This is a genomic window from Comamonas aquatilis, assembly GCF_965139575.1.
Lineage (GTDB): Bacteria > Pseudomonadota > Gammaproteobacteria > Burkholderiales > Burkholderiaceae_C > Comamonas > Comamonas aquatilis.
This window is the reverse complement of record NZ_CBCSIW010000002.1, coordinates 85,506-105,568: the sequence shown is the minus strand read 5'-3', so window position 1 is coordinate 105,568 and position 20,063 is coordinate 85,506. Positions and strand designations below refer to the sequence as shown.

14 protein-coding genes are annotated in these 20,063 nt (G+C 61.7%); 8 read left to right on the top strand and 6 right to left on the bottom strand.

The window, feature by feature from the left end; genetic code table 11:
* Positions 1 to 76: 76 nt before the first annotated feature.
* The 7 genes from ACNAZA_RS03515 (at position 77) to ACNAZA_RS03485 (ending at position 10,254) form a co-directional block, all read left to right on the top strand.
* On the top strand, positions 77 to 1,306 hold the full coding sequence (locus ACNAZA_RS03515; protein ID WP_415795033.1) for a nucleoside recognition domain-containing protein: 1,230 nt from the start codon (positions 77 to 79) through the stop codon (positions 1,304 to 1,306).
* 72 nt (positions 1,307 to 1,378) lie between these two features.
* The gene (locus tag ACNAZA_RS03510; RefSeq protein WP_415795032.1) at positions 1,379 to 2,005 is read left to right on the top strand and encodes an HD domain-containing protein; all 627 of its coding nucleotides are present in this window, start codon (positions 1,379 to 1,381) and stop codon (positions 2,003 to 2,005) included.
* 138 nt (positions 2,006 to 2,143) lie between these two features.
* Positions 2,144 to 5,959, top strand: coding sequence for an autotransporter outer membrane beta-barrel domain-containing protein (locus tag ACNAZA_RS03505; protein WP_415795031.1), 3,816 nt, complete (start codon positions 2,144 to 2,146; stop codon positions 5,957 to 5,959).
* Between the two features lie 558 nt (positions 5,960 to 6,517).
* Positions 6,518 to 7,420, top strand: coding sequence for a glutamate ABC transporter substrate-binding protein (locus tag ACNAZA_RS03500; protein WP_415795030.1), 903 nt, complete (start codon positions 6,518 to 6,520; stop codon positions 7,418 to 7,420).
* 3 nt (positions 7,421 to 7,423) lie between these two features.
* Entirely contained in the window at positions 7,424 to 8,086 is a 663-nt protein-coding gene (locus ACNAZA_RS03495) for an amino acid ABC transporter permease (RefSeq protein ID WP_120968453.1), read from the top strand.
* The gene (locus ACNAZA_RS03490; protein WP_415795029.1) at positions 8,083 to 8,883 is read left to right on the top strand and encodes an amino acid ABC transporter permease; all 801 of its coding nucleotides are present in this window, start codon (positions 8,083 to 8,085) and stop codon (positions 8,881 to 8,883) included. Before ACNAZA_RS03495 ends, ACNAZA_RS03490 begins: the two co-directional genes overlap by 4 nt.
* Before the next feature lie 321 nt (positions 8,884 to 9,204).
* Positions 9,205 to 10,254: an NAD(P)-dependent alcohol dehydrogenase gene (locus tag ACNAZA_RS03485; RefSeq protein ID WP_415795028.1), complete on the top strand. Its 1,050-nt coding sequence runs from the start codon at positions 9,205 to 9,207 to the stop codon at positions 10,252 to 10,254.
* A 136-nt stretch (positions 10,255 to 10,390) separates the two neighbouring features.
* On the opposite strand, the gene ACNAZA_RS03480 is transcribed toward ACNAZA_RS03485, so the two are convergent.
* Positions 10,391 to 11,044, bottom strand: coding sequence for a flavin reductase family protein (locus ACNAZA_RS03480; protein ID WP_415795027.1), 654 nt, complete (start codon positions 11,042 to 11,044; stop codon positions 10,391 to 10,393).
* A gap of 249 nt (positions 11,045 to 11,293) precedes the next feature.
* On the opposite strand from ACNAZA_RS03480, the gene ACNAZA_RS03475 reads away from it, so the two are divergent.
* On the top strand, positions 11,294 to 12,316 hold the full coding sequence (locus ACNAZA_RS03475; RefSeq protein WP_415795026.1) for an ABC transporter substrate-binding protein: 1,023 nt from the start codon (positions 11,294 to 11,296) through the stop codon (positions 12,314 to 12,316).
* 140 nt (positions 12,317 to 12,456) lie between these two features.
* On the opposite strand, the gene ACNAZA_RS03470 is transcribed toward ACNAZA_RS03475, so the two are convergent.
* The 5 genes from ACNAZA_RS03470 to ACNAZA_RS03450 form a co-directional block, all read right to left on the bottom strand.
* Positions 12,457 to 14,949: a TonB-dependent siderophore receptor gene (locus ACNAZA_RS03470; RefSeq protein ID WP_415795025.1), complete on the bottom strand. Its 2,493-nt coding sequence runs from the start codon at positions 14,947 to 14,949 to the stop codon at positions 12,457 to 12,459.
* Between the two features lie 183 nt (positions 14,950 to 15,132).
* Positions 15,133 to 15,426: a DUF3325 domain-containing protein gene (locus tag ACNAZA_RS03465; RefSeq protein ID WP_415795024.1), complete on the bottom strand. Its 294-nt coding sequence runs from the start codon at positions 15,424 to 15,426 to the stop codon at positions 15,133 to 15,135.
* Positions 15,423 to 17,111, bottom strand: a complete 1,689-nt coding sequence (locus tag ACNAZA_RS03460; protein ID WP_415795023.1) for a PepSY-associated TM helix domain-containing protein — start codon at positions 17,109 to 17,111, stop codon at positions 15,423 to 15,425. Before ACNAZA_RS03460 ends, ACNAZA_RS03465 begins: the two co-directional genes overlap by 4 nt.
* A gap of 1 nt (position 17,112) precedes the next feature.
* Positions 17,113 to 17,409 (bottom strand): hypothetical protein, encoded by a 297-nt coding sequence (locus ACNAZA_RS03455; protein ID WP_415795021.1) that lies wholly within the window; start codon positions 17,407 to 17,409, stop codon positions 17,113 to 17,115.
* Positions 17,410 to 17,587: 178 nt separating this feature from the next.
* Entirely contained in the window at positions 17,588 to 20,020 is a 2,433-nt protein-coding gene (locus ACNAZA_RS03450) for a TonB-dependent siderophore receptor (RefSeq protein WP_415795019.1), read from the bottom strand.
* Between the last annotated feature and the right edge of the window lie 43 nt (positions 20,021 to 20,063).

Genomic DNA, 20,063 nt, shown 5'->3' with positions numbered 1-20,063 from the left:
TAGCAACAGATGCAGTGTGCCATCGCATCCCTGATTTCGCGCCACAATCAGCGCCAGTACAAAAACAGGCGCTTTTATGCTCAATGCCTTGTGGCTCGGTTTTTTTCTGGTAGCAGCGGTGGCTGCGCTGGCGCAGTGGTTGATTGGCGGTCAGACCGAGGTGTTCTCGGCCATGGTGCAAGCGCTGTTTGCCATGGCCAAACTCTCGGTCGAGGTGATGGTGCTGCTGTTCGGCACGCTCACGCTATGGCTGGGCTTTTTGCGCATTGCCGAAAAAGCCGGCGTGGTGGAGTGGCTGGCCAAGGCTCTGGGCCCGCTGTTCGGCAAGCTCATGCCCGAGGTGCCACGCGGCCATCCGGCACTGGGGCTGATCACGCTGAACTTTGCCGCCAACGGCCTGGGGCTGGACAACGCGGCCACACCCATGGGCCTCAAGGCCATGCGCGCGCTGCAGGAGCTCAACCCCCGTCCCGACACGGCCACCAATGCCCAGATTCTGTTTCTAGTGCTCAATGCCTCCTCGCTGACGCTGCTGCCGGTAACCATCTTCATGTACCGCATGCAGCAGGGCGCACCTGATCCGACCCTGGTCTTTTTGCCGATTCTGCTGGCCACTTCGGCCTCCACCCTGGTGGGCCTGCTTAGCGTCGCCCTGGTACAGCGCCTGCCAATCTTCAGCCCCGTAGTGCTGGCCTATCTGTTGCCGCTGGCCCTGGTACTGGCGGCCTTTATGGCGTTCCTCGCCACGCTGAGCGCGGCGGCTCTGGCCCAGCTGTCCTCGCTGATGGGCAATCTCACGCTGTTTGCGCTGATCGTGCTGTTCGTGGCTCTGGGGGCCTACAAGAAGGTGGCCGTGTACGACAGCTTTATCGAAGGTGCCAAGGAAGGCTTCGATGTCGCCAAGAATCTGCTGCCCTATCTGGTGGCCATGCTCTGCGCCGTGGGCGTGTTTCGCGCCTCGGGGGCGCTGGAGTATGTGCTCTCGGGCATTCGCTGGTTGGTCGATGCCGTGGGCATGGATGCGCGCTTTGTCGATGCCTTGCCCACCGCTTTGGTCAAGCCCTTCTCGGGCAGCGCGGCCCGCGCCATGCTGATAGAGACCATGCAGAGCCAGGGCGTGGACAGCTTTGCCGCCCTGGCCGCCGCCACCATCCAGGGCAGCACGGAAACCACCTTCTACGTGCTGGCCGTGTATTTTGGCGCCGTGGGCATACAGCGCGCGCGCCATGCCGTGCCTTGCGCGTTGATTGCCGAGCTGGCTGGCGTGGTGGCTGCGATTGTGGTTTGCTATCAGTTTTTTGGATAAACCCCAGGACTGACAAGCGCTACAGGCCGATTGTTTAAAATTTTATTGACCACAGAGCCTCAGGAGCCGCGCATGAACACAGAGACCGCATCGCTGTTTCAGTCCTCCTGGCAACGCAGCTGGGCCGCTCTGAATCTATCGCCGCCAGGCGAGCTTCAGCAGCGCCTGCTGGCAGCCTACGCCGAGCCCCGACGCCACTATCACACCCAGCAACATCTGGCCGAATGCCTGGCGCACTTTGATGCGGTCTGGGAACAGGCACAGCGCCCCGGCGAGCTGGCGATTGCGCTCTGGTTTCACGATGCCGTGTATGACATCAAGGGCAAGGACAACGAACTGCGCAGCGCGCAATGGGCCGAGCGGGCCTTGAAAGACAGCGGCGCGACCGAAGCAAGCCGCCAACGGGTATCTGCCCTCATCATGGCCACCTGCCATACAGCAGCCCCCTCCGACGACGATGCCAAGCTGCTGGTGGACATAGACCTGGCCATTCTGGGCGCCAGCCCCCAGCGCTTTGCCGAGTACGACCGCCAGGTCGCCGCCGAATATGCCTGGGTGCCCAAGCTGGTCTATGGCTTCAAGCGCAAACAGGTGCTGCGCAGCTTTCTGGAACGCGAGACGATCTACACCACGGCGCATTTTCACCAACGGCTGGAGCAGCAGGCACGCAGCAATTTGCGACGGCTCACCAGCGCTTGATTGGCGCCGTTGATTCCAAGGCGACTGCTCGGTGCTGACAAAAGTTCAGCATTGCCTCAGCCCGTATGGCCAAGCTTGCCGCCAATAGGGCGCAAGCGCTTACACCGTAAGCGTCGCGGCTACGCTGAAGATGCCGACATGACGCCAAAACCTGTATTTTTCCGTGCTTTGTCGGTAAGACCCAAGTCCCGGGTCTGGCCTGCTGCACTGCTCACCGCTTTAATCTTCGGAGAAGCTACGCCGCCAGCGCAAGCTCAGGTGATTGAGGCATCGGGCGATGTCAATCCCTTGCCACCTGCTGCTCCAGTGGCCCAATGGAATGTGGGTGCCAGCCTGTCCGTAGGGCGAACTGGCACAGGCAGCTTGAGCATCCGTGATGGGGCAGTGGTGAACGGTGCGAACGGCCTTGTCGGTGAAGACCCAGGCAGCCTTGGCACGGTCATCGTCACCGGCCAGGGCTCGCAGTGGAACAGCCAAGGTGGGCTGACCATCGGAGAGCGCGGCTTCGGCCGGCTCAGCATTGCAGATCAGGCCCTGGTCGTCAGCCGTGACGGTACGCTGGGCGATTGGGACGGCGCTAGCGGCGAGGTCCTGGTCTCTGGCGCGGGTTCGCGCTGGAACATTCGCTCCAGCCTTTTCGTCGGCCTTTCTGGGGCGGGTAGCTTGAGCATCGAGAGCGGTGGCGTGGTGTCCAGTCACTTTGCCAGCTTGGGCCTTGATTCGACTGGCCGCGGCACGGTGCAGGTGTCGGGCGCCGGTTCCGCCTGGCTCAACACTTTGGACATGACGATCGGCGACATCGGCACCGGTGAGCTGCAGATCAAGGACGGCGGTCTGGTACGTAGCAGCAGTGCCGTGCTGGGTTCATTTTCGGATAGCCAGGGCACGGCCCTGATTTCTGGTCCGGGCGCGATCTGGGAAAGCCAGGCCCTGTCGGTTGGTTTATATGGCAGCGGGCTTTTGCAGCTCAGGGACGGCGGGCGCATGTCCTTGCCTGGCCAAGTGGTCGACCTGGCGAAATTCAGCAACTCCTCCGGAGCCATTCATATCGGCGCAGCTTCGAGCAATCCCGGCGATGCCGTGGCGGCCGGCAGCCTGGATGCAACACAGCTGCTATTTGGTGAGGGTAGCGGTTTACTGAGCTTCAACCACACGGAGAGCGCCTATGCCTTTGGCGCGGCGATGTCCAGCAACAGCGCCGGCACCCCTCAGATCGCGCACTATGCCGGCGTGACTCGCCTGACTGGCGATAGCTCCGGCTTCCAGGGCCAGACAAGCGTGCAAGGCGGCACGCTGATCGTGGAGCAGCAACTGGGAGGACAGGCCTCGGTGAACGCCGGCCAGTTGCAGGTGAACGGCAGCTTTGGCGGCCCAGTCAGGGTGACGCAAACAGGGGAGCTAACCGGGGCCGGCAGCATCAATGGCGCAGTCGACTTTTTCGCCGGCGGCGTGCTGATCGGCGTGCAAGGCCAGACGCTGACGATGGCCGGCAAGCTCGGTCTGGACCCCAACAGCCAGATCAATGTCGGCTTGGGCGCCCTGCCCGCCCCGGCCTTGTTTCGCGTCGGCGGGGATCTGGTGCTGGACGGCGTCCTGCATGTCAGCGATCTCGGCGGATTCGGTGCCGGAATCTATCGCTTGTTCGACTACGGCGGCGCGCTGACCAATCGCGGCCTGGAGATGGGAACCTCGCCACTGGACTTGTTCTCCAAGCAGCTGCATATCCAGACTGCCGTGGCCGGCCAGGTCAATCTGGTTTCCTCGGTGGGCAGCCAATTGAGCATCTGGGACGGAGGCGATTTAGCCTTGCATGACAACGGCGTGGTCAACGGCGGCTCGGGCCAGTGGCGTGCCGATGGCGAAAACTGGACCGCAACCGACGGTGCGATCAACGGGCCGTTTTATCAGCCCAGTACGAGCTTTGCCATTTTCGAGGCCCAAGCCGGCATCGTGACCGTCAATCGCGCGGCCGGAGCCATTGGCGTCACCGGCATGCAGTTTGCCAGCGACGGTTACCGCATCGAGGGCGACGCCATCGATTTGCAAGGGCCGGGAGGGCAGAGTCTGGTGCGAGTCGGAGATGGAACCGCTGCCGGCGCCCTCATGACAGCCACTATCAATGCCCCGCTCGCCGGTGCAAGCACCTTGGTAAAAACGGATCTGGGCACCTTGGTGCTGGGAGGACGCAATACCTATTCCGGCGGCACCAGAATCAATAGCGGCGTACTGACCGTGTCCAGCGATGCCAATCTGGGAGCCACTTCGGGCGGCATAGAACTGAACGGGGGAACGTTGGCGACAACCGCCAGCTTCGATACCGGCCGCAGCATCGGCTTGAGCGCAGCGGCCGGCCGCGTACAGGTGGCGGCTCAGACCGAGCTGGGCCTTACGGGAGCTATCGCGGGCAGCGGCGGCTTGATCAAACAAGGCATGGGAACGCTGCGCCTGGACTATGTCGGCAACAGCTACGGTGGCAGCACCGTGGTGCAACAAGGTCGGCTGCTGGCTGGCGCCGCCGACGTGCTGAGCCAAGCTTCTGCCCACACGGTTGCGGCCGGCGCGGTGCTGGATCTGGCCGGCCATTCCCAAGCCATTGCCGCCTTAAACAACAGTGGCAACGTGACACTCAGCGCACCGGGTGGTGGCAGGCCCGGCACGGTGCTCAAACTCACCGGCCCTTATGTGGGGCAAGGCGCAACGCTAGCCCTGTCGACCCAACTTCAAGGCCCGAGCAGCGCCAGCGACCTGCTGCTGCTCAGCGGTAGCAACGCGATTGCCAGTGGAAACACCTCGCTGGTGATTGCCAATGCGGGAGGCCTGGGTGCACCCACCGATGCCAAAGGCATTGTGGTGGTAGCCACGGAGAACGGAGGCCGTCTGAGCTCGGGAGCTTTCACGCTGGCGGGTGGGCATGTGGATGCTGGGGCCTATGAATACCGCCTGAAAAGCGACGCCTCGGGGGCATCGCTGCACTCAAGCATCAACGGTATCGATGCATCCTACCGAGCGGAGGCTGCGTTGATCAGTGCCTTGCCGGCCCAGTTGCGCCAGGCCGATCTGAGCTTGCTGGGCAATCGGCATCAGCGTATTGGCGATGATTTGGACGAGGCCGACGACACCCGGCGAGATCGGCAAGCCTGGGCGCGCCTGATCAGAAGCGAGCCAAGCATCAGCCAACAAGGCGTAGTGAGCGCGCAAAGCCGGGCCCTGCTGACAGGCTTTCAGGCGGGTCTGGATGTCTGGAGCGACGGTGATTGGAAAGCCGGTATGTATGTGGGACAGCTCAATGGAGACATGCAGGTTCGCGGCTTTGCCGGAGGGCAACAAGGCCAGGACGTGGGTTTCAACAGTCTGCGCAATCGCTATCTGGGCCTCTACGGCAGCTACCAGAATGCACAAAAACTGTATCTGGATGCGGTACTACAGGCTGCCGAGTACCGAAGCGACCTTCACAGCCGAAGCGATGCCAGAGCGTTGACCAAAGGACAAGGCTGGCTGGCATCGTTGGAAGCCGGTCAGTCTCTGCCATGGCAAGGCGGCTGGCGAATTGAGCCGCAAGCCCAGCTGATTTACCGACGCATTTCTCTGGAGGACACCATGCTCGCTTCGACTCGGGTTGGAAGTCAGGCTGACGATGACTGGCTTGTGCGCTTGGGGGCGCGGATTAAAGGCCGTTTCCCGATTTCCTTGGGCGTGTTACATCCCTCGGTGCGGGTCAATATCTTTCATTCCAGTCGCGCTACCGATGTGGCCAGTTTTATAACGGCTTCAACGACCACAGCGATACTGGCCAAAGGCGGCTACACCAGCACAGAGTTCGTGCTGGGCAGCACATTGCAGCTGAACCCCATGACCAGTGTCTACGCCGAATTAGGCAAGCTGTGGGCCAATGGCGGCGATACACGCATCACATCGGGACTGCAGGCAACACTGGGCGTGAGGCAACGCTGGTAGAAGGTTGAGCGCACCCAACCCGGCTAAAGCAGCAATCCACTCGCACCCAAGGCGGCATGTCGCTGCGCCTTACATCTCGTCAATGGCGGTGCTGGCCTCGGCGCCCAATGCGGGCGCCCTGCCCGAACGACAGCTTTTTGCCCACCGTGGCAGAACTGGACATTCAGCCCAAGCGCTGATCTTTAAAGCTGGCAGCACTACCGTAGTACGCCAGCATCATTGCGACTGGCTGCACCAGACTGAGACTGGGCTTCACAGTAGATGCAACCGACGTCTTGCGCCACCCACCGCCAATGAGAAAGCCCAGTGACTTATAGAGTCAGCTGGGCCTTCAGGGCAGGGATTAACGGCTGCTCATGACCGACCCTCGGCCGGTTCAGCCTCTCGAATGCACCGTCGAAAAGCGGGGGACAGTTCCAAACGCCGAGCTATGGCGGCGACTGCCATGAACCGCAGAAGCGACTGTATTGTGTGCACAATGATGGCTCGGACGAGCGGCTCGGTCATCCCATGGCTGCTTTATATTGATTCGCATCACAGACCATTCAAGAAGACCGCATGTCGATCAAATTCATTCTGAAATCCACCGTGGCGGCACTGACGATCGTGACCGGTGGCTCGCTTTTCGCACAAGGCACGCCCATCAATACAGCTGCGTATGACGCGCTGGTCGCGCAAGGCCCTGTCGCCAGCGCGGCGACCATTGCCTCAAGCACTTGGGCCAGCAAGATCAAGCAGGCCGGCACGCTACGCCTGGGCAGCACGCAAACCTCGAATCTTTTCTCGCTGCTCAACGAGAAAGACGGAAAGATCCGTGGCTTTGACATAGGTCTGACCCAACTGATCACTCGCTACATCCTGGGCGACGGGGCCAAGTACCAGTTCACACAGGTGACCTCGTCCACACGCGAGCAGGTGCTGATCAACGATCAGGTAGACATGGTGTTCGCCACCTACTCCATCACACCCGCTCGCGCCGAGAAGATCTCGTTTGCAGGGCCCTACTACACCTCGCAGTCCGGGGTGCTCGTCAAGGCGAACAACAAGACGATCCAGTCATACAACGACCTAGCCGCCAAGAAGGTGGCCACACAGGCAGGCTCCACGGGACCCGCGATCCTCGCGCAGTACGCGCCCAAAGGAGTCGTGCAGGAGTTTCAGACGCACCAGGAAGCTCTCGATGCCCTGCGTCAGGGGCGCGTGGACGCCTACGTGACCGATTACACGCTGCTGCTCAACGCACTGAGCCTTGGCGCCAGCAACGCGCGTCTGGCGGGTGCGCCATTCGGTGCGCAGGACTCCTACGGCGTTGGGCTGCCCAAGGGCTCGGACGGTGTCGCTTTTATCAATGCCTTCCTGAAGAAGCTGGAAGCCGACGGTACCTGGGCCAAACTTTGGACTGTCTCCATAGGACAGCGCACCGGCAGCACTGTCGTTCCGACACCACCCGCCCTCCCTTAAACGATGGGCGAGGTTTCCAGGCTTTTGGCCGACCATGGGCCTGCCTTCTGGCAGGCCCTCTTGCTGACATGGAAGCTCACGATGGCGTCGTTCGTGCCCGGGTTCTTGCTGGGCATGGTTGTGACGGTGCTTAGACTGCTCCCGCTGCCGCCGCTGCGCTTCACTCTGACTGTTTACGTCGAGATCTTCCGCAACATTCCCAGCGTGGCACTGCTGATCTTTATTGTGTTCGCGCTACCCGACCTCAACGTTGTGATTGACTATGAGCCCAGCGTGATCCTGACGCTGACGTTGGTCTGCTCCGCGTTCACCGCGGACTACCTGCGCTCGGGCATCAACACGATTCCCGGCAGCCAAATTGAAGCCGCACTCAGCTTGGGCATGCGGCCGGTGCAAGTTATTTCCAACGTGGTGCTGCCGCAGGCGCTGCGCTCGGTGGTGCAGCCGATGACCTCGCTGCTCATTGCACTGATGTTGTCGACCTCGCTGGCGTCGCAGGTGCCGCTCCCGGGCCGGGAACTCACGGCGCTCGTGTCCAAAATCGCCAATGACTCCGCTGTCGGCATTGCCGCGTTCGCGGTGGCTGCCACCATGTATGTGGCGACTGGCTTGCTCATCGCCTGGGCCGGATCCATTCTGGAAAAGAAAGTGCGGATACTGCGATGAGCCGCTCTCTGGAAGACATTCTGTTTGCTGCGCCAAGCCCCAAGGCCCAGACCGTCACTCGGGTGGCGAGCGTGATGGCGGCGGCCGTGTTGCTCCTGCTGGCGGCGGGTATCGTGCTCCAGTTCCACACCTCTGGGCAGCTCGAAGCCCCCTTCTGGGAATTCTTCGCCTGGCCTACGACTTGGGCCTTTCTGGCCAAAGGCCTGCTCGGCACGCTGGCATCCGCAGCAGCGGCAGCCGTCATTGCACTGACCTTGGGGCTGGTGCTGTTGCTGGGGCGCTTGGCGCCGTCGCGGCTTGTGCGCTGGCCCAGCATTGCGGTCATCGAATTTCTGCGTGGCACGCCGACGCTGCTGCTCATCTATGTGTGCTTTCTGGTGCTGCCGTCGGTCGGACTGAAGCTGAGCACCTACTGGATGCTGACCTTGCCTATAGGCCTGAGTACCGCCGCCGTGGTGGCCGAGGTCTATCGCGCGGGCGTGCTCGCCGTCCCCCGCGGCCAGACCGATGCTGCGCGCAGCCTGGGGATGAGCGAATCCCAGGTTTTTTTCTTCGTCGTCTTTCCCCAGGCTGTTCGCTACATTGTCCCGGCGCTGGTGGCACAGCTGGTCATCGTGGTCAAAGACACCACCTTCGGTTATGTCGTCACCTATGGTGAACTTATGCAGAACGCCAAGGTGCTCATCGCAAACTATCACTCGCTGGTGCCTGTGTACCTCGTCATAGCGGCGCTTTACTGCCTCGTGAATTACACAATATCAAGGGCAAGCAAACGACTCGGCCGGCCAGTGCACTGACAGCCATAGGCTGCTCACAGCGGCGCTCTGACAAAGGAAGAAGGTGCAAAGGGGGCAATCCAGTGACTTCTGAGCAGTTGCATGAAGTCACTCAAGCGCTGGCCGCTCGCGTCGACTCTCAAACTGCACGACGCGCCAGTGCGGAATTGGGCCGACATCTGGAAAGCCTGCTTTTCGATAGGTAGAGTGTGTTGAACGAGCAACTTGAGCTCGCTGAACCCAAACCCAATACGTCTCTAAGATTTTTGTCTAGGGCCTGCTGGAAATATTCCAAACCCAGCGCCCTGTGATGCGTTTCGACCACCTCGAAAGGAATCTGCCATGATCGTCAAAGCCTACGGAGCCCACACCGCCGACAAGCCGCTGGAATCACTGGATATCACTAGACGTGTGCCCGGCGCGCATGATGTACAGATCGACATTGCCTTCTGCGGCGTATGCCATTCCGATATTCATCAGGTCCGTTCCGAATGGGCAGGAACCTTGTATCCCTGTGTGCCAGGCCATGAAATTGTGGGCCGTGTCTCCGCTGTCGGCGCCCATGTCTCGACTTTCAAGTCCGGCGACTTGGTCGGCATCGGCTGCATTGTCGACAGTTGCCAGCACTGCGCCGATTGCAACGAAGGTCTGGAAAATTACTGCGACCATATGGTTGGAACGTACAACGGTCCAACAGCTGATGCACCTGGCCACACGCTGGGCGGCTATTCCCAGCAAGTCGTCGTCCATGAGCGCTATGTGCTTCGCGTGCGCCATCCTGAGGAACAACTCGCTGCGGTAGCTCCCCTGCTCTGCGCAGGCATCACCACCTACTCTCCGCTGCGACATTGGAATGTGGGAGCAGGCCATAAGGTTGGAGTCGTGGGAATTGGCGGCTTAGGACACATGGGGATCAAACTGGCACACGCGATGGGAGCTCATGTGGTGGCATTTACGACTTCCGAGTCCAAGCGCGAAGATGCCAAAGCCTTGGGTGCAGATGAAGTCGTTGTCTCACGCAATGCCCGCGAGATGGCTGCGCATTCCAAGAGCCTGGACTTCATCCTCAACACTGTGGCGGCACCACATGAGCTTGATGCGTTCTTCGCCTTGCTCAAGCGCGACGGCACGATGACGTTGGTAGGAGCACCAGCAACGCCACATCCTTCGCCCAACGTATTCAATCTGATCATGAAGCGCCGCAGTCTTTCCGGGTCCATGATTGGAGGCATTCCAGAAACTCAGGAGATGCTCGATTTCTGCGCTGAGCACGGCATCGTCGCAGACATTGAGATGATTCGAGCCGACGAGATCAACCAAGCCTACGAGCGCATGCTCAAGGGCAATGTGAAGTACCGATTCGTCATCGACAACGCCAGCCTCGCTTTGTAGTCTGCCATCCATGATCGAGTTTGCAGTGCATGCACCGGAGCCACAGAAAAACTGGGGGCGCTTGCCGCCGGTCAGCGCTTTGCGCAACGATGGCCGGCACCCACACCAGTCCAGCAAAAATTGAAGATGCTGTGCGCTACATCTCGTCAATGGCGGTGCAGGCCTCGGCACTCAATGCCGGCGCCCTGCCCTCATGCGCTTCGATGGCAAAGCGGTCGCGACAGTTGACATAGAAGCTCGCGCCAAAGCGCCCCACGGGAAAAAACTCCTGCAGGCGCACGCGCCATTTCTCGGTATCCACCAGGCCTTCGCGCACGGCCAGCCATTGCACGCGGCCGATAAAGACATAACGGCTCTCGGTTTCCAGCGTCTCGTGCAACACGCATTCAAAAGCCACCGGCGCCTGGGCAATGCGCGGCGGCTGCACGCTTTGCGATGGCGTGGCCGTGAGGCCGGTATGCAGCAACTCGCTGTGCTCGGGCGGCAGGCTGTCGCCACAGCGATGCATGGCTGCCGCCATGGCCTCGTCGGTGATATGCACGACAAACTCACCCGTGCGCAGAATATTGGTGGCCGTGTCTTTCTGCGCCGCATCCTGGCGCTTGTTGACGCTGAGCATCACCACCGGAGGGTCCTCGCCCATCATGTTGAACATGCTGAAAGGCGCGGCGTTCACCGTGCCGTCGGCGCCCAGCGTGGTGACCAGGGCAATCGGGCGCGGCACGATCAGGCTGGCCATCAGCTTGTAGCGGGCATAGGTATCGAGCTGGGAAAAATCGATCTCGGTCATGGCAGTCTCTTTCCGGGCCTTCAAGGCCTGTCACTCACATTCAATAGCAGGCAGCGCAAACTGCATCTGCACCTCAAGCAGTTTTGACCGCAAGTTTCATGCCCGGATTTTGCCCACCGTATCGTGCGCTCCATAGGCTTGGACGCACTCATTCGGTGCAAAACAGACGCGCACACTTTGTATACAAATTGGCACCGAATTTGCTGAGTCTCCCGTCATGTGTTTGCCATCCATGAAAAGAGGAGTCCCATGCAAAAACGTTGCTTTCTCAAAGCCGCCACAGTCGCTGCTGCCCTGAGCTGGAGCGCCGCCCATGCGGCGGATACGCCGCTCAAGTTCCAGCTGGACTGGCGCTTTGAAGGCCCGGCCGCCCTGTTTGTCCACCCCGAACAAAAAGGCTTATTCAAGCAGGCAGGCCTGGATGTGAACGTGGAAGCGGCCAGCGGTGCCGGCGCCATCCAGCGCGTGGCCTCGGGCACACACGACCTGGGCTTTGCCGATCTGGCAGCGCTGATGGAGTTTCACGCCAACAACCCCGACGCACCCATCAAGCCCGTGGCCATCATGGTGATCTACAACACCACGCCGGCCTCGGTGATGGCGCTGAAGAAATCGGGCATTACCAAGGCCGCCGACCTGGCCGGCAAGAAGCTGGGCGCTCCCATCTTTGACGCCGGCCGCCGCACCTTCCCCATCTTTGCTCAGGCCAATGGCGTGGGCGAGGTGCAGTGGAGCACCATGGAACCCCAGTTGCGCGAAACCATGCTGGCGCGCGGCGATCTGGATGCCGTGACCGGCTACACCTTCACCAGCCTGCTCAACCTGGAGGCCCGCGGCGTCAAACGCGAAGATGTGGTGGTGCTGCCTTATGCCACGCACGGCGTGCAGCTGTACGGCAATGTGATCATTGCCAGCCCCAAGCTGGTTGCCGAAAAGCCCGAGGCCGTGCGCGCCTTCCTCAAGGCCTTTGCCAAAGGCGCCAAGGAGGCCATGGCCAAACCCGAAGCGGCCATTGCTTCCATGAAGGCCAAGGACGGACTCGTCAATGTGCCGCTGGAAGTCAAACGCCTGAAACTGACGATTGAAACCGCCATCGACAGCCCAGGCGCCCGCAGCGAAGGCTTTGGCCAGCTGCGAGCCGAGCGTCTGCAGACCATGGCCGAGCAGGTGGCCAAGGCCTATGCCACCAAGAACCCCGTGCCGGCGCGCGCCGTGTGGAACGGCAGCTTTTTGCCCACCGTGGCGGAACTCGACATCCTGCCCAAGCGCTGATCCCGCATCGCCGTAATGCGCCAGCATTGTTGCCCCTGGCGACAACCCGCAGGGCCTTGGCATCCCTGGCGCCCCTGGCGCAAGGGGATGCCAAACGTCTCATCGACGTTCAGCATCTTCTTGCGCTACACGCTTGGCACTCAGAAGCGGTAGCGCGCCGTCACCAGTACATTGCGCGGATCGCCGTAGACACCCGAGCCGTAGGAGCCCAGGCCCGGCATATAGGTCTTGTCGAACAGATTGTTCACATTGATCGACATGGACCAGTGCTTGTCCAGTTCATAGCGCGCCATCAGGCCTGCGACCGCATAAGAGGGCTGGGTGGCACGCCAGTACGGCGCGCCGGGTTGCTGGTAATAAGTCTGGCTTTGCCAGGTGAGGTTGCCGCCCACGGTCCAGCGCGACCAGTCGCCGCGCAGGCGGTAGGTAGTGCCCAGCTTGAGCAGGTGGCGGGGCTGGTTGGTGTTCACCGCAGGTGTGACCACGTCTGGCTGTGCCGGCGCCTTGGAAGTGCGGTAGGTATAGCCCCCGAACACGCTCCAGCCCGGTGCGATGCTGCCGGACAGTTCAGCCTCCAGGCCCCGGCTGGTGATGCCGTCGATGGCGGTGTAGATCTCCTCACCGCTGGCGCCGTTCAGCCCCTGGTACTGCGCCGCATTCTTTTGCTTGATATGAAACAGCGCCACGCTGGCATTGAGCTGTCCGTCCAGCAACTCGCCCTTCACGCCCACTTCTTTGCTCAGCCCTGTCAGCGGCGACAAGGGGTTGCCTCCCGCATCCTTGTAATAGGTCTGCGGGTTGAAGATATTGGTCACGCTGCCGTACAGCGACCACTGCGGACTCAGGTCATAGACCAGGCCTGCATAGGGCGTGATCTTGCGGTTCACCTGCAGGTCGTTGCCCACGGAGCTTTTGCCCGTGGCCAGAACCGTGGTGGTGTCCATCATGTCGTACCAGCTGGCGCGAGCACCCAGAATGACCGACAGATCCTCCGTGGGCCGCAGGCGGGTGGCCGCCGACAGACCTTTTTCCAGCACCACGATGTCGCGATCCGAAGTACGTGTGAACGCGGGCTGGGCGATGTTGCCGTCCCAGGCAAAGTAATTGGGGATGTTCGTCCAGACCGTGTTTGACATCTGCGCAGCCCGATGCTGACGCGAATAGCCTGCTCCCAGCATCACATCGTGCGTGCGGCCCAGCAGCTGGAACTTGCCGCTCAGCGCGGCGTTGAAGGTGTTGGCGTCGGTCTGCGTGGGAATGGTGCCCGCAATCATGCGGATACCTGCGCCCGTCAACCGGTTCACGGTGCCGTTGTAGGCCGCGCCGTAGACCACGTCGCGCGACTGCGTAAGGTGACTGGCCGAGGCATCCAGCACCCAGCCACCACCAAAGTCATGCTTGAGGTTGGCAAACAGGTTGCGGCTGTCATTGTTCCAGTAGGACCAGCGCGCGGCCGGGTTGACGGAGCGACTGAAATCGGTGCGAGAACCATCGCTGTAGAACAACGGCAGGTGTCCAAAGGTGGAGCCATCGGCCTTGGATTGCATGTAGTCAAAGCCCAGGCTCAGCAAAGTGTTGGGCGTGAGATCGGCCTCGACAATGGCGTAGAAATTGCGCGTGTCCCGGCTGTAATAGTTCACGTTGGACTCGGCATTCTGGCCGGCCACCACAACACGACCTCGTACCGAGCCCGTTGCATTCAGGGAGCCCGAAACATCCACCGTCGAGCGGTAGCGATTCCAGGAACCCGCCCCCAGCTCCACCGAGGCAGCAAAATCCTTGGTCGGTTTTTTGCGCACCAGGTTGACCACGGCCGAGGGGTTGCCCGCACCGGTCAGCAGGCCGGTAGCGCCTTTGACGACTTCCACGCGCTCATAGATGGCGCTGTCGGCCAGCGAGGTGGTGTACTGGTTGGCCGAGTCCATGGTGTTGGGCACACCGTCGAACTGGAAGTTCTCGATGGTGAAACCACGCGAATAAAAGGTGTAGCGCTCACTATCGTTGCGGCCCACGGTGATGCCGGGGGTTTTCTCCAGCACATCGGGCACGGCGGTTAGCGCCATATCGTCCATCAGCTGTCGCGTGACCACGCTGACGGACTGGGGCGTCTCGCGCAGGGTCAAACCCATGCGCGTGGCCGTCGTTACCGGTCCGGTAGGCGTGTATGCGCCCTCGGCCACCACCGGGCGTTCTGCAGCCGCCGTCACGGTAACGGGGGCCATCTCCGTTTCGCCGGCGGCAGCGCCAGCCTGGCTCACCTGCGGCACACGGCGCAGCGCCCAGCCGCCGCCACTTTGGCGCACGGCCTGCCAGTCAGAGCCTTTCAACAGCGCGGCAAAAACACCTTCCACGCTATAGCTGCCGCGCAGCCCAGCGCTGTTGCGGCCGACGGTCTGCTCGGGCGTAAAGATCAGCGCGACACCGGCCTGACCGGCTGCGCTGCGCAAGGCAGCATCCAGTGTCCCGGCGGGGATATCGTAGCTGCGTTGCTCTACCGACTGAGCGTGAGCCGCCGTCCCGACCAGCGGCAGTGCCGCGACGGTGCCGGCGCACAAAACCCAATGCACGGCACGGGCCAGCAGGGTGGGCGCAAAAACGCGGCGCACGGGCCGCTGAGGTTTTTGGAGATACATGGTATTGAACAGTCTTTGAATCCGATGGCAATGAATGAAAGCTCTCGAAAACAAAGAAGCCTGAGAAATCAAATCGGGTCAGGCCCGGCTGAAAATAATTTCAAATACTCTTAAAACAATAGCAATATGCGCTTTACGCATAGTCACTGCGGCACAAAAAGACTGAAAATTCGGTCAACCCCGCTACATCGCCCGTCGCGGCCATATGCCAACCAGCAGGGTGCTGGTGAAGGCACCCAGAGAAAGCCAGCCCAACCAAGCCACCACGCCGACCGAGGTGCCCCAGCCAACCAGGCAGACGAGCAAGCAAGCCGCCAGCAGCAGCGCACCTGCCGTTCGCAACACATAACGGTGCAGCCGGGGCTGCGTCATATTCCCCGTGAGCTGTTGGTAATGACGCTCCATGGCAAAGGCCAGCGCCGTCATGCCCGCCCAGGCCAGTGCCCATGCCGCCAAGGCAGCTTGCAACATGCTCATGCTTGTATCTCCTTCGCCTTCTGGGTGCTTGATCCGCTCCATCTGTTCCGTCGCCCGGCAGCTGCGGGGCGGCGCAGCAGACTGCGGCAGGCCAGGGCCGCCGCCAGCCCCAAGACCAGTACGCAAAGCTCTACGCCTGCGCTTTCCCAGTCGTCTCGCAGTATTTGCGCGGCCAAATGGTCGCCCACCGTGACCCAGTTCAACACCGGCAGCAGCAGGCACAGCGCGGCCAGAGCGGCAAGTTGCTCTTTCCAGGCTGCAGCGGGTGGGCGGAACATGGCATGCACCAGTGCCAGCAGCCACAGGCCAAAGAACACGTTCAGCTCGCGGTCGTGACGGTGAGCCAGCTCCAGCGGCAGCAATCGGTTGGCCCACAGATAGCCTATGCACGCCACCGCCAGGCCGGCAATGGCGGCCACGTTCAGCCCTTCCACCAACCGGTAAACCCGGGCCGTGGCTGGGCCAAACTCGCCCAGGTGCTTGTGCCGGCGCTTGACGATGAACAGTACCGCGCCAGTGGCCACCATGGCCGAACCAGCCAGACCGCACACAAAGTACAGCCACTTGAGCGCCAGCCCCCCGTACTTCAGCGTGTGCAAGCTGCCCATCACTTCTTTGACCAACAGGGCTGCGCCACCATCCACTTCGCCAGGACGGCGTACCTGCAGCACCTTGCCCGTGGCAGCCGAGAACATCACCATGCCGCTGCGGGTGCTTAGCCGCCGCAGCATGCTGCCTTCCTCGTTCCAGCCATACACGCCAATGCGGGCCTGGGCATCGCCCGGGTGGGCAATCACCACCGCCCGCACAGGCTGGCCCATCAGTTGCTGGCCACGCAGGGCAAAAGCGGCCAGATCGGGTACCGCCATGGCCTGACCCGACCTCGGGGACTGGCCCGGTGCATCCAGCGCCGACTGATAGGCACGCACACCTTGCTTGCCCGGCCCAAAGAAGCTGTGAACGCCCGCCGGTATGAAATGCACACCCGAGATGGCGATGCCGGTGTAGACGATCATCAGCAAAAAGGGCAGCGTCAGCACGCCCGTGACGTTGTGCGCGTCCAGCCAGCTGCGCTGACCCTTGCGGGGGCGAAAAGTGAAAAAGTCCACAAAAATGCGCCGGTGCGTGATGACTCCGCTGATCAGCGCCACCAGCATGGCCAACCCGGCAATGCCCACGATCCACAGCCCCACGTTGCCGGCATGCAGGCGGTAGTGAAAGTCCACAAAATGGTGACCACCCAGCGTATCGCGCCCCGTTCTTGGTGACGGCGGCAGCAACTCACCGGTGGCGGGGTCCAACTGGGCCTGGGCATAGGCGCGCGCGCTGTCATACCAATATGCAGTCAGCTTGCCCGCCCCCTGTGCGTCGGAAGGCCATAGCTCCCACATCTCGGCGCCGGGGTGGTTTTTTTCCATAAAAGCCAGCCCCCAGGCCAGGCGCTGGGCCATGTCAGCCCCAGGCACAGCTGGTACAGGTGCGGCGTGCTGCGCGGCGGCTTCCTCGGCATGGTGCTCGGGCGTCATCCAATGGCTGATGGGCTCCTCAAAGACCGCCAGCGTGCCGGTCAAAAATACCGTGAACAGCAGCCAGGAAAACCACAGGCCGCACCAGGTGTGCAGCCAGGCCTGGGCCTGGCGAAACTTTCCCTGACCTGCGCCAAATGAAGTAGTTTTCTTTCCCATCTCAGCCCCCTGTCCCAGGGCCCAGCTGCCCGCTGGCCGCCAGCAGAGCAGCCACCAGTGCCAGCAACACAGCCCAGATCCGGGCCAGCGACACGGGAGAAAAAGCCCAGATCACCGCAGCCACATAGACCGCAAAGCTCCACTGGATGCCGGCCAGCACGGCTTCGGCGCGAGGGGCTGACAGCACCGTGGCCAACAGCACCGCCAGTGCGCTGGCCAGCGCATAGCCGCCGAGCACGGCCGCGAGCAGGCGCGATAGAAGTGAAAAGCCCGGGCGGGCGATGAAGGAAAGTGTCATGCAGCAGTCATCCCAAGCAGGAAGCGAAAAAGAACAGGGGCGCATGCGCCCCGTTAATAGCTATGACCCACGAGATTGAAAAAAGGGTCACCCGGGCATTGCGTTTACAGGTCCGCCCACCCAAGGCGGACCTTTTTTCTAGCGGCAATGCCGCCAGAAAACGACGTAGCACGCACTATCAGAAGTCGTAGCGTGCACCCAAGCTCACGCTGCGTGGCGCGCCCCAGGTGTAGTACAGGCCGCCCAGACTGCTGACACCGGCAAAGTACTTTTTGTCCAACGCATTGTTCAGGTTGAGGCTGAACGAAAGATGCTTGTCCACCTGATAGCGGGCCATCAGATCCAGTACCGCATAGGACTTCTGTCCCAGCGTGTTGCGAGTGTCGCTGACCGAGGTCTTGCTCTGCCAGCGGGTGGAGGCGCCCAGAGTCAGCCCGCGCAACGCGCCACCTTCAAAGCGGTAGGTACTGCCCAGCTTGAGCTGATACTTGGGGTACTGACTGGAGCTGGTGAGCGAATTGTTTTGCTGCACCAGACTGCCCTGCACCTGCCAGCCACGGGCCAGCTCACCCGACAGCTCCAGCTCCCAGCCATGGCGCGTGGCGCTGTTCACGGAGCGGTACGCCATGTCGCCGCCGGGGGTGAAGCCGCCGGTCTCTTGCGCCGTGTTGGTGGTCTTCATCCAGAAATGGGCAATGCTTGCATTGAGGCGCTTGTCGAAGAACTCACCCTTGGCTCCGACCTCATAGGTTTTGCCTTGTTCGGGGTCCAGCACACGGCCCTGCTCGTCCTGAGCGCTTTGCGGCTGGAAGATGGTGGCGTAGCTGCCATACAGCGACACATGGGGGTTCAGCTCATAGACCAGACCCGCATACGGCGTGCTCACCGTCTCGCGCATGTCGTAGTTCCACCAAGTGGGCGTCGCATCGTACTGACGGTACTGGGTCACACGCATACCGGCAATCAGCTGCAGCGGATCACTCAGCCGAAAACGCCCCGCCGCATAGGCATAGTTCTGGCGCTGATTGAACACATGCCGGTCGTAGTTCCAGTTGCTGAAATCGGGTCGCAGGAGTGCACCACCGCCCTGGGCGTAATCCAGCCCCAGATTGGCCAGAGAGGTGTTCTTGGAGCTGCCATACATCAGACTGCTGTGATAGCGCGACATGCCCATGCCGGCCAGCAGCTCATGCGTGCGACCCAATAAAGTGAACGGGCCTTTGACATCGAGATTTACCGACCAGTTACGGTTTTCCACGTCCTGCCACGGCAGATAGGCGGCTGTGGTGCTGTTCCACAGATAGCCCAGCGTCATGTCGTCCATGGTCACGCGCTGATGCGAGAACTTGAGTGTGGCCGTCCAGTCATGGGCCAGGCGCTGCTCGATGCTGCCGAACACTTCGGCTGCCTGCTGCTCGTAGCCCGACCAGGGCGCGCCGTTGTTGAACGAACGCGGCAGCAGCGCCAGTTCGGCTCCGCCGCTGGTATAGCGCTGATTGGGGCGGGTGGTGCCAAAGCCGCGTGCCTCGCGCTGGCGCAGGGTGAAGCCCAGGTTCACCAGCGTGTCGGGTGTCAGGTCGGCCTCCAGCGTGCCAAACAGCATTTGGCTTTTGCTCTTTTCATTGTCACGAAAGCTGCCTGCATCCGTGGTGGCTGCCACCATCCGGCCACGCAGCGTTCCCGCTTCGTTGAGCGCGCCACTGACATCGGCCTGAGCACGGTAGGTGTCCCAACTGCCCACGTTGGCACGCACGCTGGCCTGAAACTCGCGCGTGGGCCGCTTGCGAACCATGTTGACCGTGGCGCCATAGCCGCCCTTGCCCACGACCAGACCCGAGGAGCCTTTGAGCACCTCGACGCGGTCCATTTCCGCCATATCGTCCAGCGCATACATGGTGCTGGTCACAAAGTACCAGCCGTTGGTCAGCTGGGCCATGCCATCGACCTGCAGATTCACCGTCGAGCCACGGGCCTGAAAATCGGTAGCGTTGTTCTGGCGGTACACGCCGATGCCCGGCGTCTGCTCCAGCACATCGGTCAGGGTCTCCAGCTTGAAATCATCCATGCGCTGGCGGGTCATCACGCTCACGGATTGGGGTGTCTCCCGCAGCGAAAGGCCCAGACCCGTGGCCGTGCGGCTGGGGCCCGTCTGGGTGTAGCTGCCCGTACCTTCGGTGGCGCCACTGCGCTCGGCCTGAGCCGTCACCTGCACCTCGGCTAGGCTGCCTTCTTCACGCGATACCGGTGCTGCCGGCTGTCTTTGCAGGCTGTAGCTGCCGTCAGAGCGCTGTACCAGATTCAGCTTGCTGCCTGCCAGCAGACGCTTCAGCGCGTCATGCGGTGTAAAGCTGCCAACCAAGGCGGGGCTGTTGAGCCCCTGCGTCAATGCAGGATCGAAAGACAGGGCTACGCCGGAAGCGGCGGCGACCTCGGCCAATGCACGCCCCAGGGGGCCTGCGGCAATCTGGTAGCTCTGGGCCATCATTGGCGCAGCAGCCGCGGGGGAAGCCGCATGAACGGCGCCAGCAGCCAGGGCGCAGCCCAGTACAGCCAGGCGCACAGCCTGGGCAACGGGATGAAAAATAGGGCGTGAAGCCTGGAGAGCGGGCATGTAAAGCGGTCCTTGCGCAAATAGGAAGAGATGGGTTTCACTT

Bases quoted from the DNA above. Each gene is read 5' to 3' on its own strand.
- ACNAZA_RS03510 (WP_415795032.1), top strand. From the start codon at position 1,379: ATGAACACAGAGACCGCATCGCTGTTTCAGTCCTCCTGGCAACGCAGC.
- ACNAZA_RS03515 (WP_415795033.1), top strand. From the start codon at position 77: ATGCTCAATGCCTTGTGGCTCGGTTTTTTTCTGGTAGCAGCGGTGGCT.
- ACNAZA_RS03490 (WP_415795029.1), top strand. From the start codon at position 8,083: ATGAGCCGCTCTCTGGAAGACATTCTGTTTGCTGCGCCAAGCCCCAAG.
- ACNAZA_RS03505 (WP_415795031.1), top strand. From the start codon at position 2,144: ATGACGCCAAAACCTGTATTTTTCCGTGCTTTGTCGGTAAGACCCAAG.
- ACNAZA_RS03470 (WP_415795025.1), bottom strand. From the start codon at position 14,949: ATGTATCTCCAAAAACCTCAGCGGCCCGTGCGCCGCGTTTTTGCGCCC.
- ACNAZA_RS03500 (WP_415795030.1), top strand. From the start codon at position 6,518: ATGTCGATCAAATTCATTCTGAAATCCACCGTGGCGGCACTGACGATC.
- ACNAZA_RS03455 (WP_415795021.1), bottom strand. From the start codon at position 17,409: ATGACACTTTCCTTCATCGCCCGCCCGGGCTTTTCACTTCTATCGCGC.
- ACNAZA_RS03480 (WP_415795027.1), bottom strand. From the start codon at position 11,044: ATGACCGAGATCGATTTTTCCCAGCTCGATACCTATGCCCGCTACAAG.
- ACNAZA_RS03475 (WP_415795026.1), top strand. From the start codon at position 11,294: ATGCAAAAACGTTGCTTTCTCAAAGCCGCCACAGTCGCTGCTGCCCTG.
- ACNAZA_RS03485 (WP_415795028.1), top strand. From the start codon at position 9,205: ATGATCGTCAAAGCCTACGGAGCCCACACCGCCGACAAGCCGCTGGAA.
- ACNAZA_RS03460 (WP_415795023.1), bottom strand. From the start codon at position 17,111: ATGGGAAAGAAAACTACTTCATTTGGCGCAGGTCAGGGAAAGTTTCGC.
- ACNAZA_RS03495 (WP_120968453.1), top strand. From the start codon at position 7,424: ATGGGCGAGGTTTCCAGGCTTTTGGCCGACCATGGGCCTGCCTTCTGG.
- ACNAZA_RS03450 (WP_415795019.1), bottom strand. From the start codon at position 20,020: ATGCCCGCTCTCCAGGCTTCACGCCCTATTTTTCATCCCGTTGCCCAG.
- ACNAZA_RS03465 (WP_415795024.1), bottom strand. From the start codon at position 15,426: ATGAGCATGTTGCAAGCTGCCTTGGCGGCATGGGCACTGGCCTGGGCG.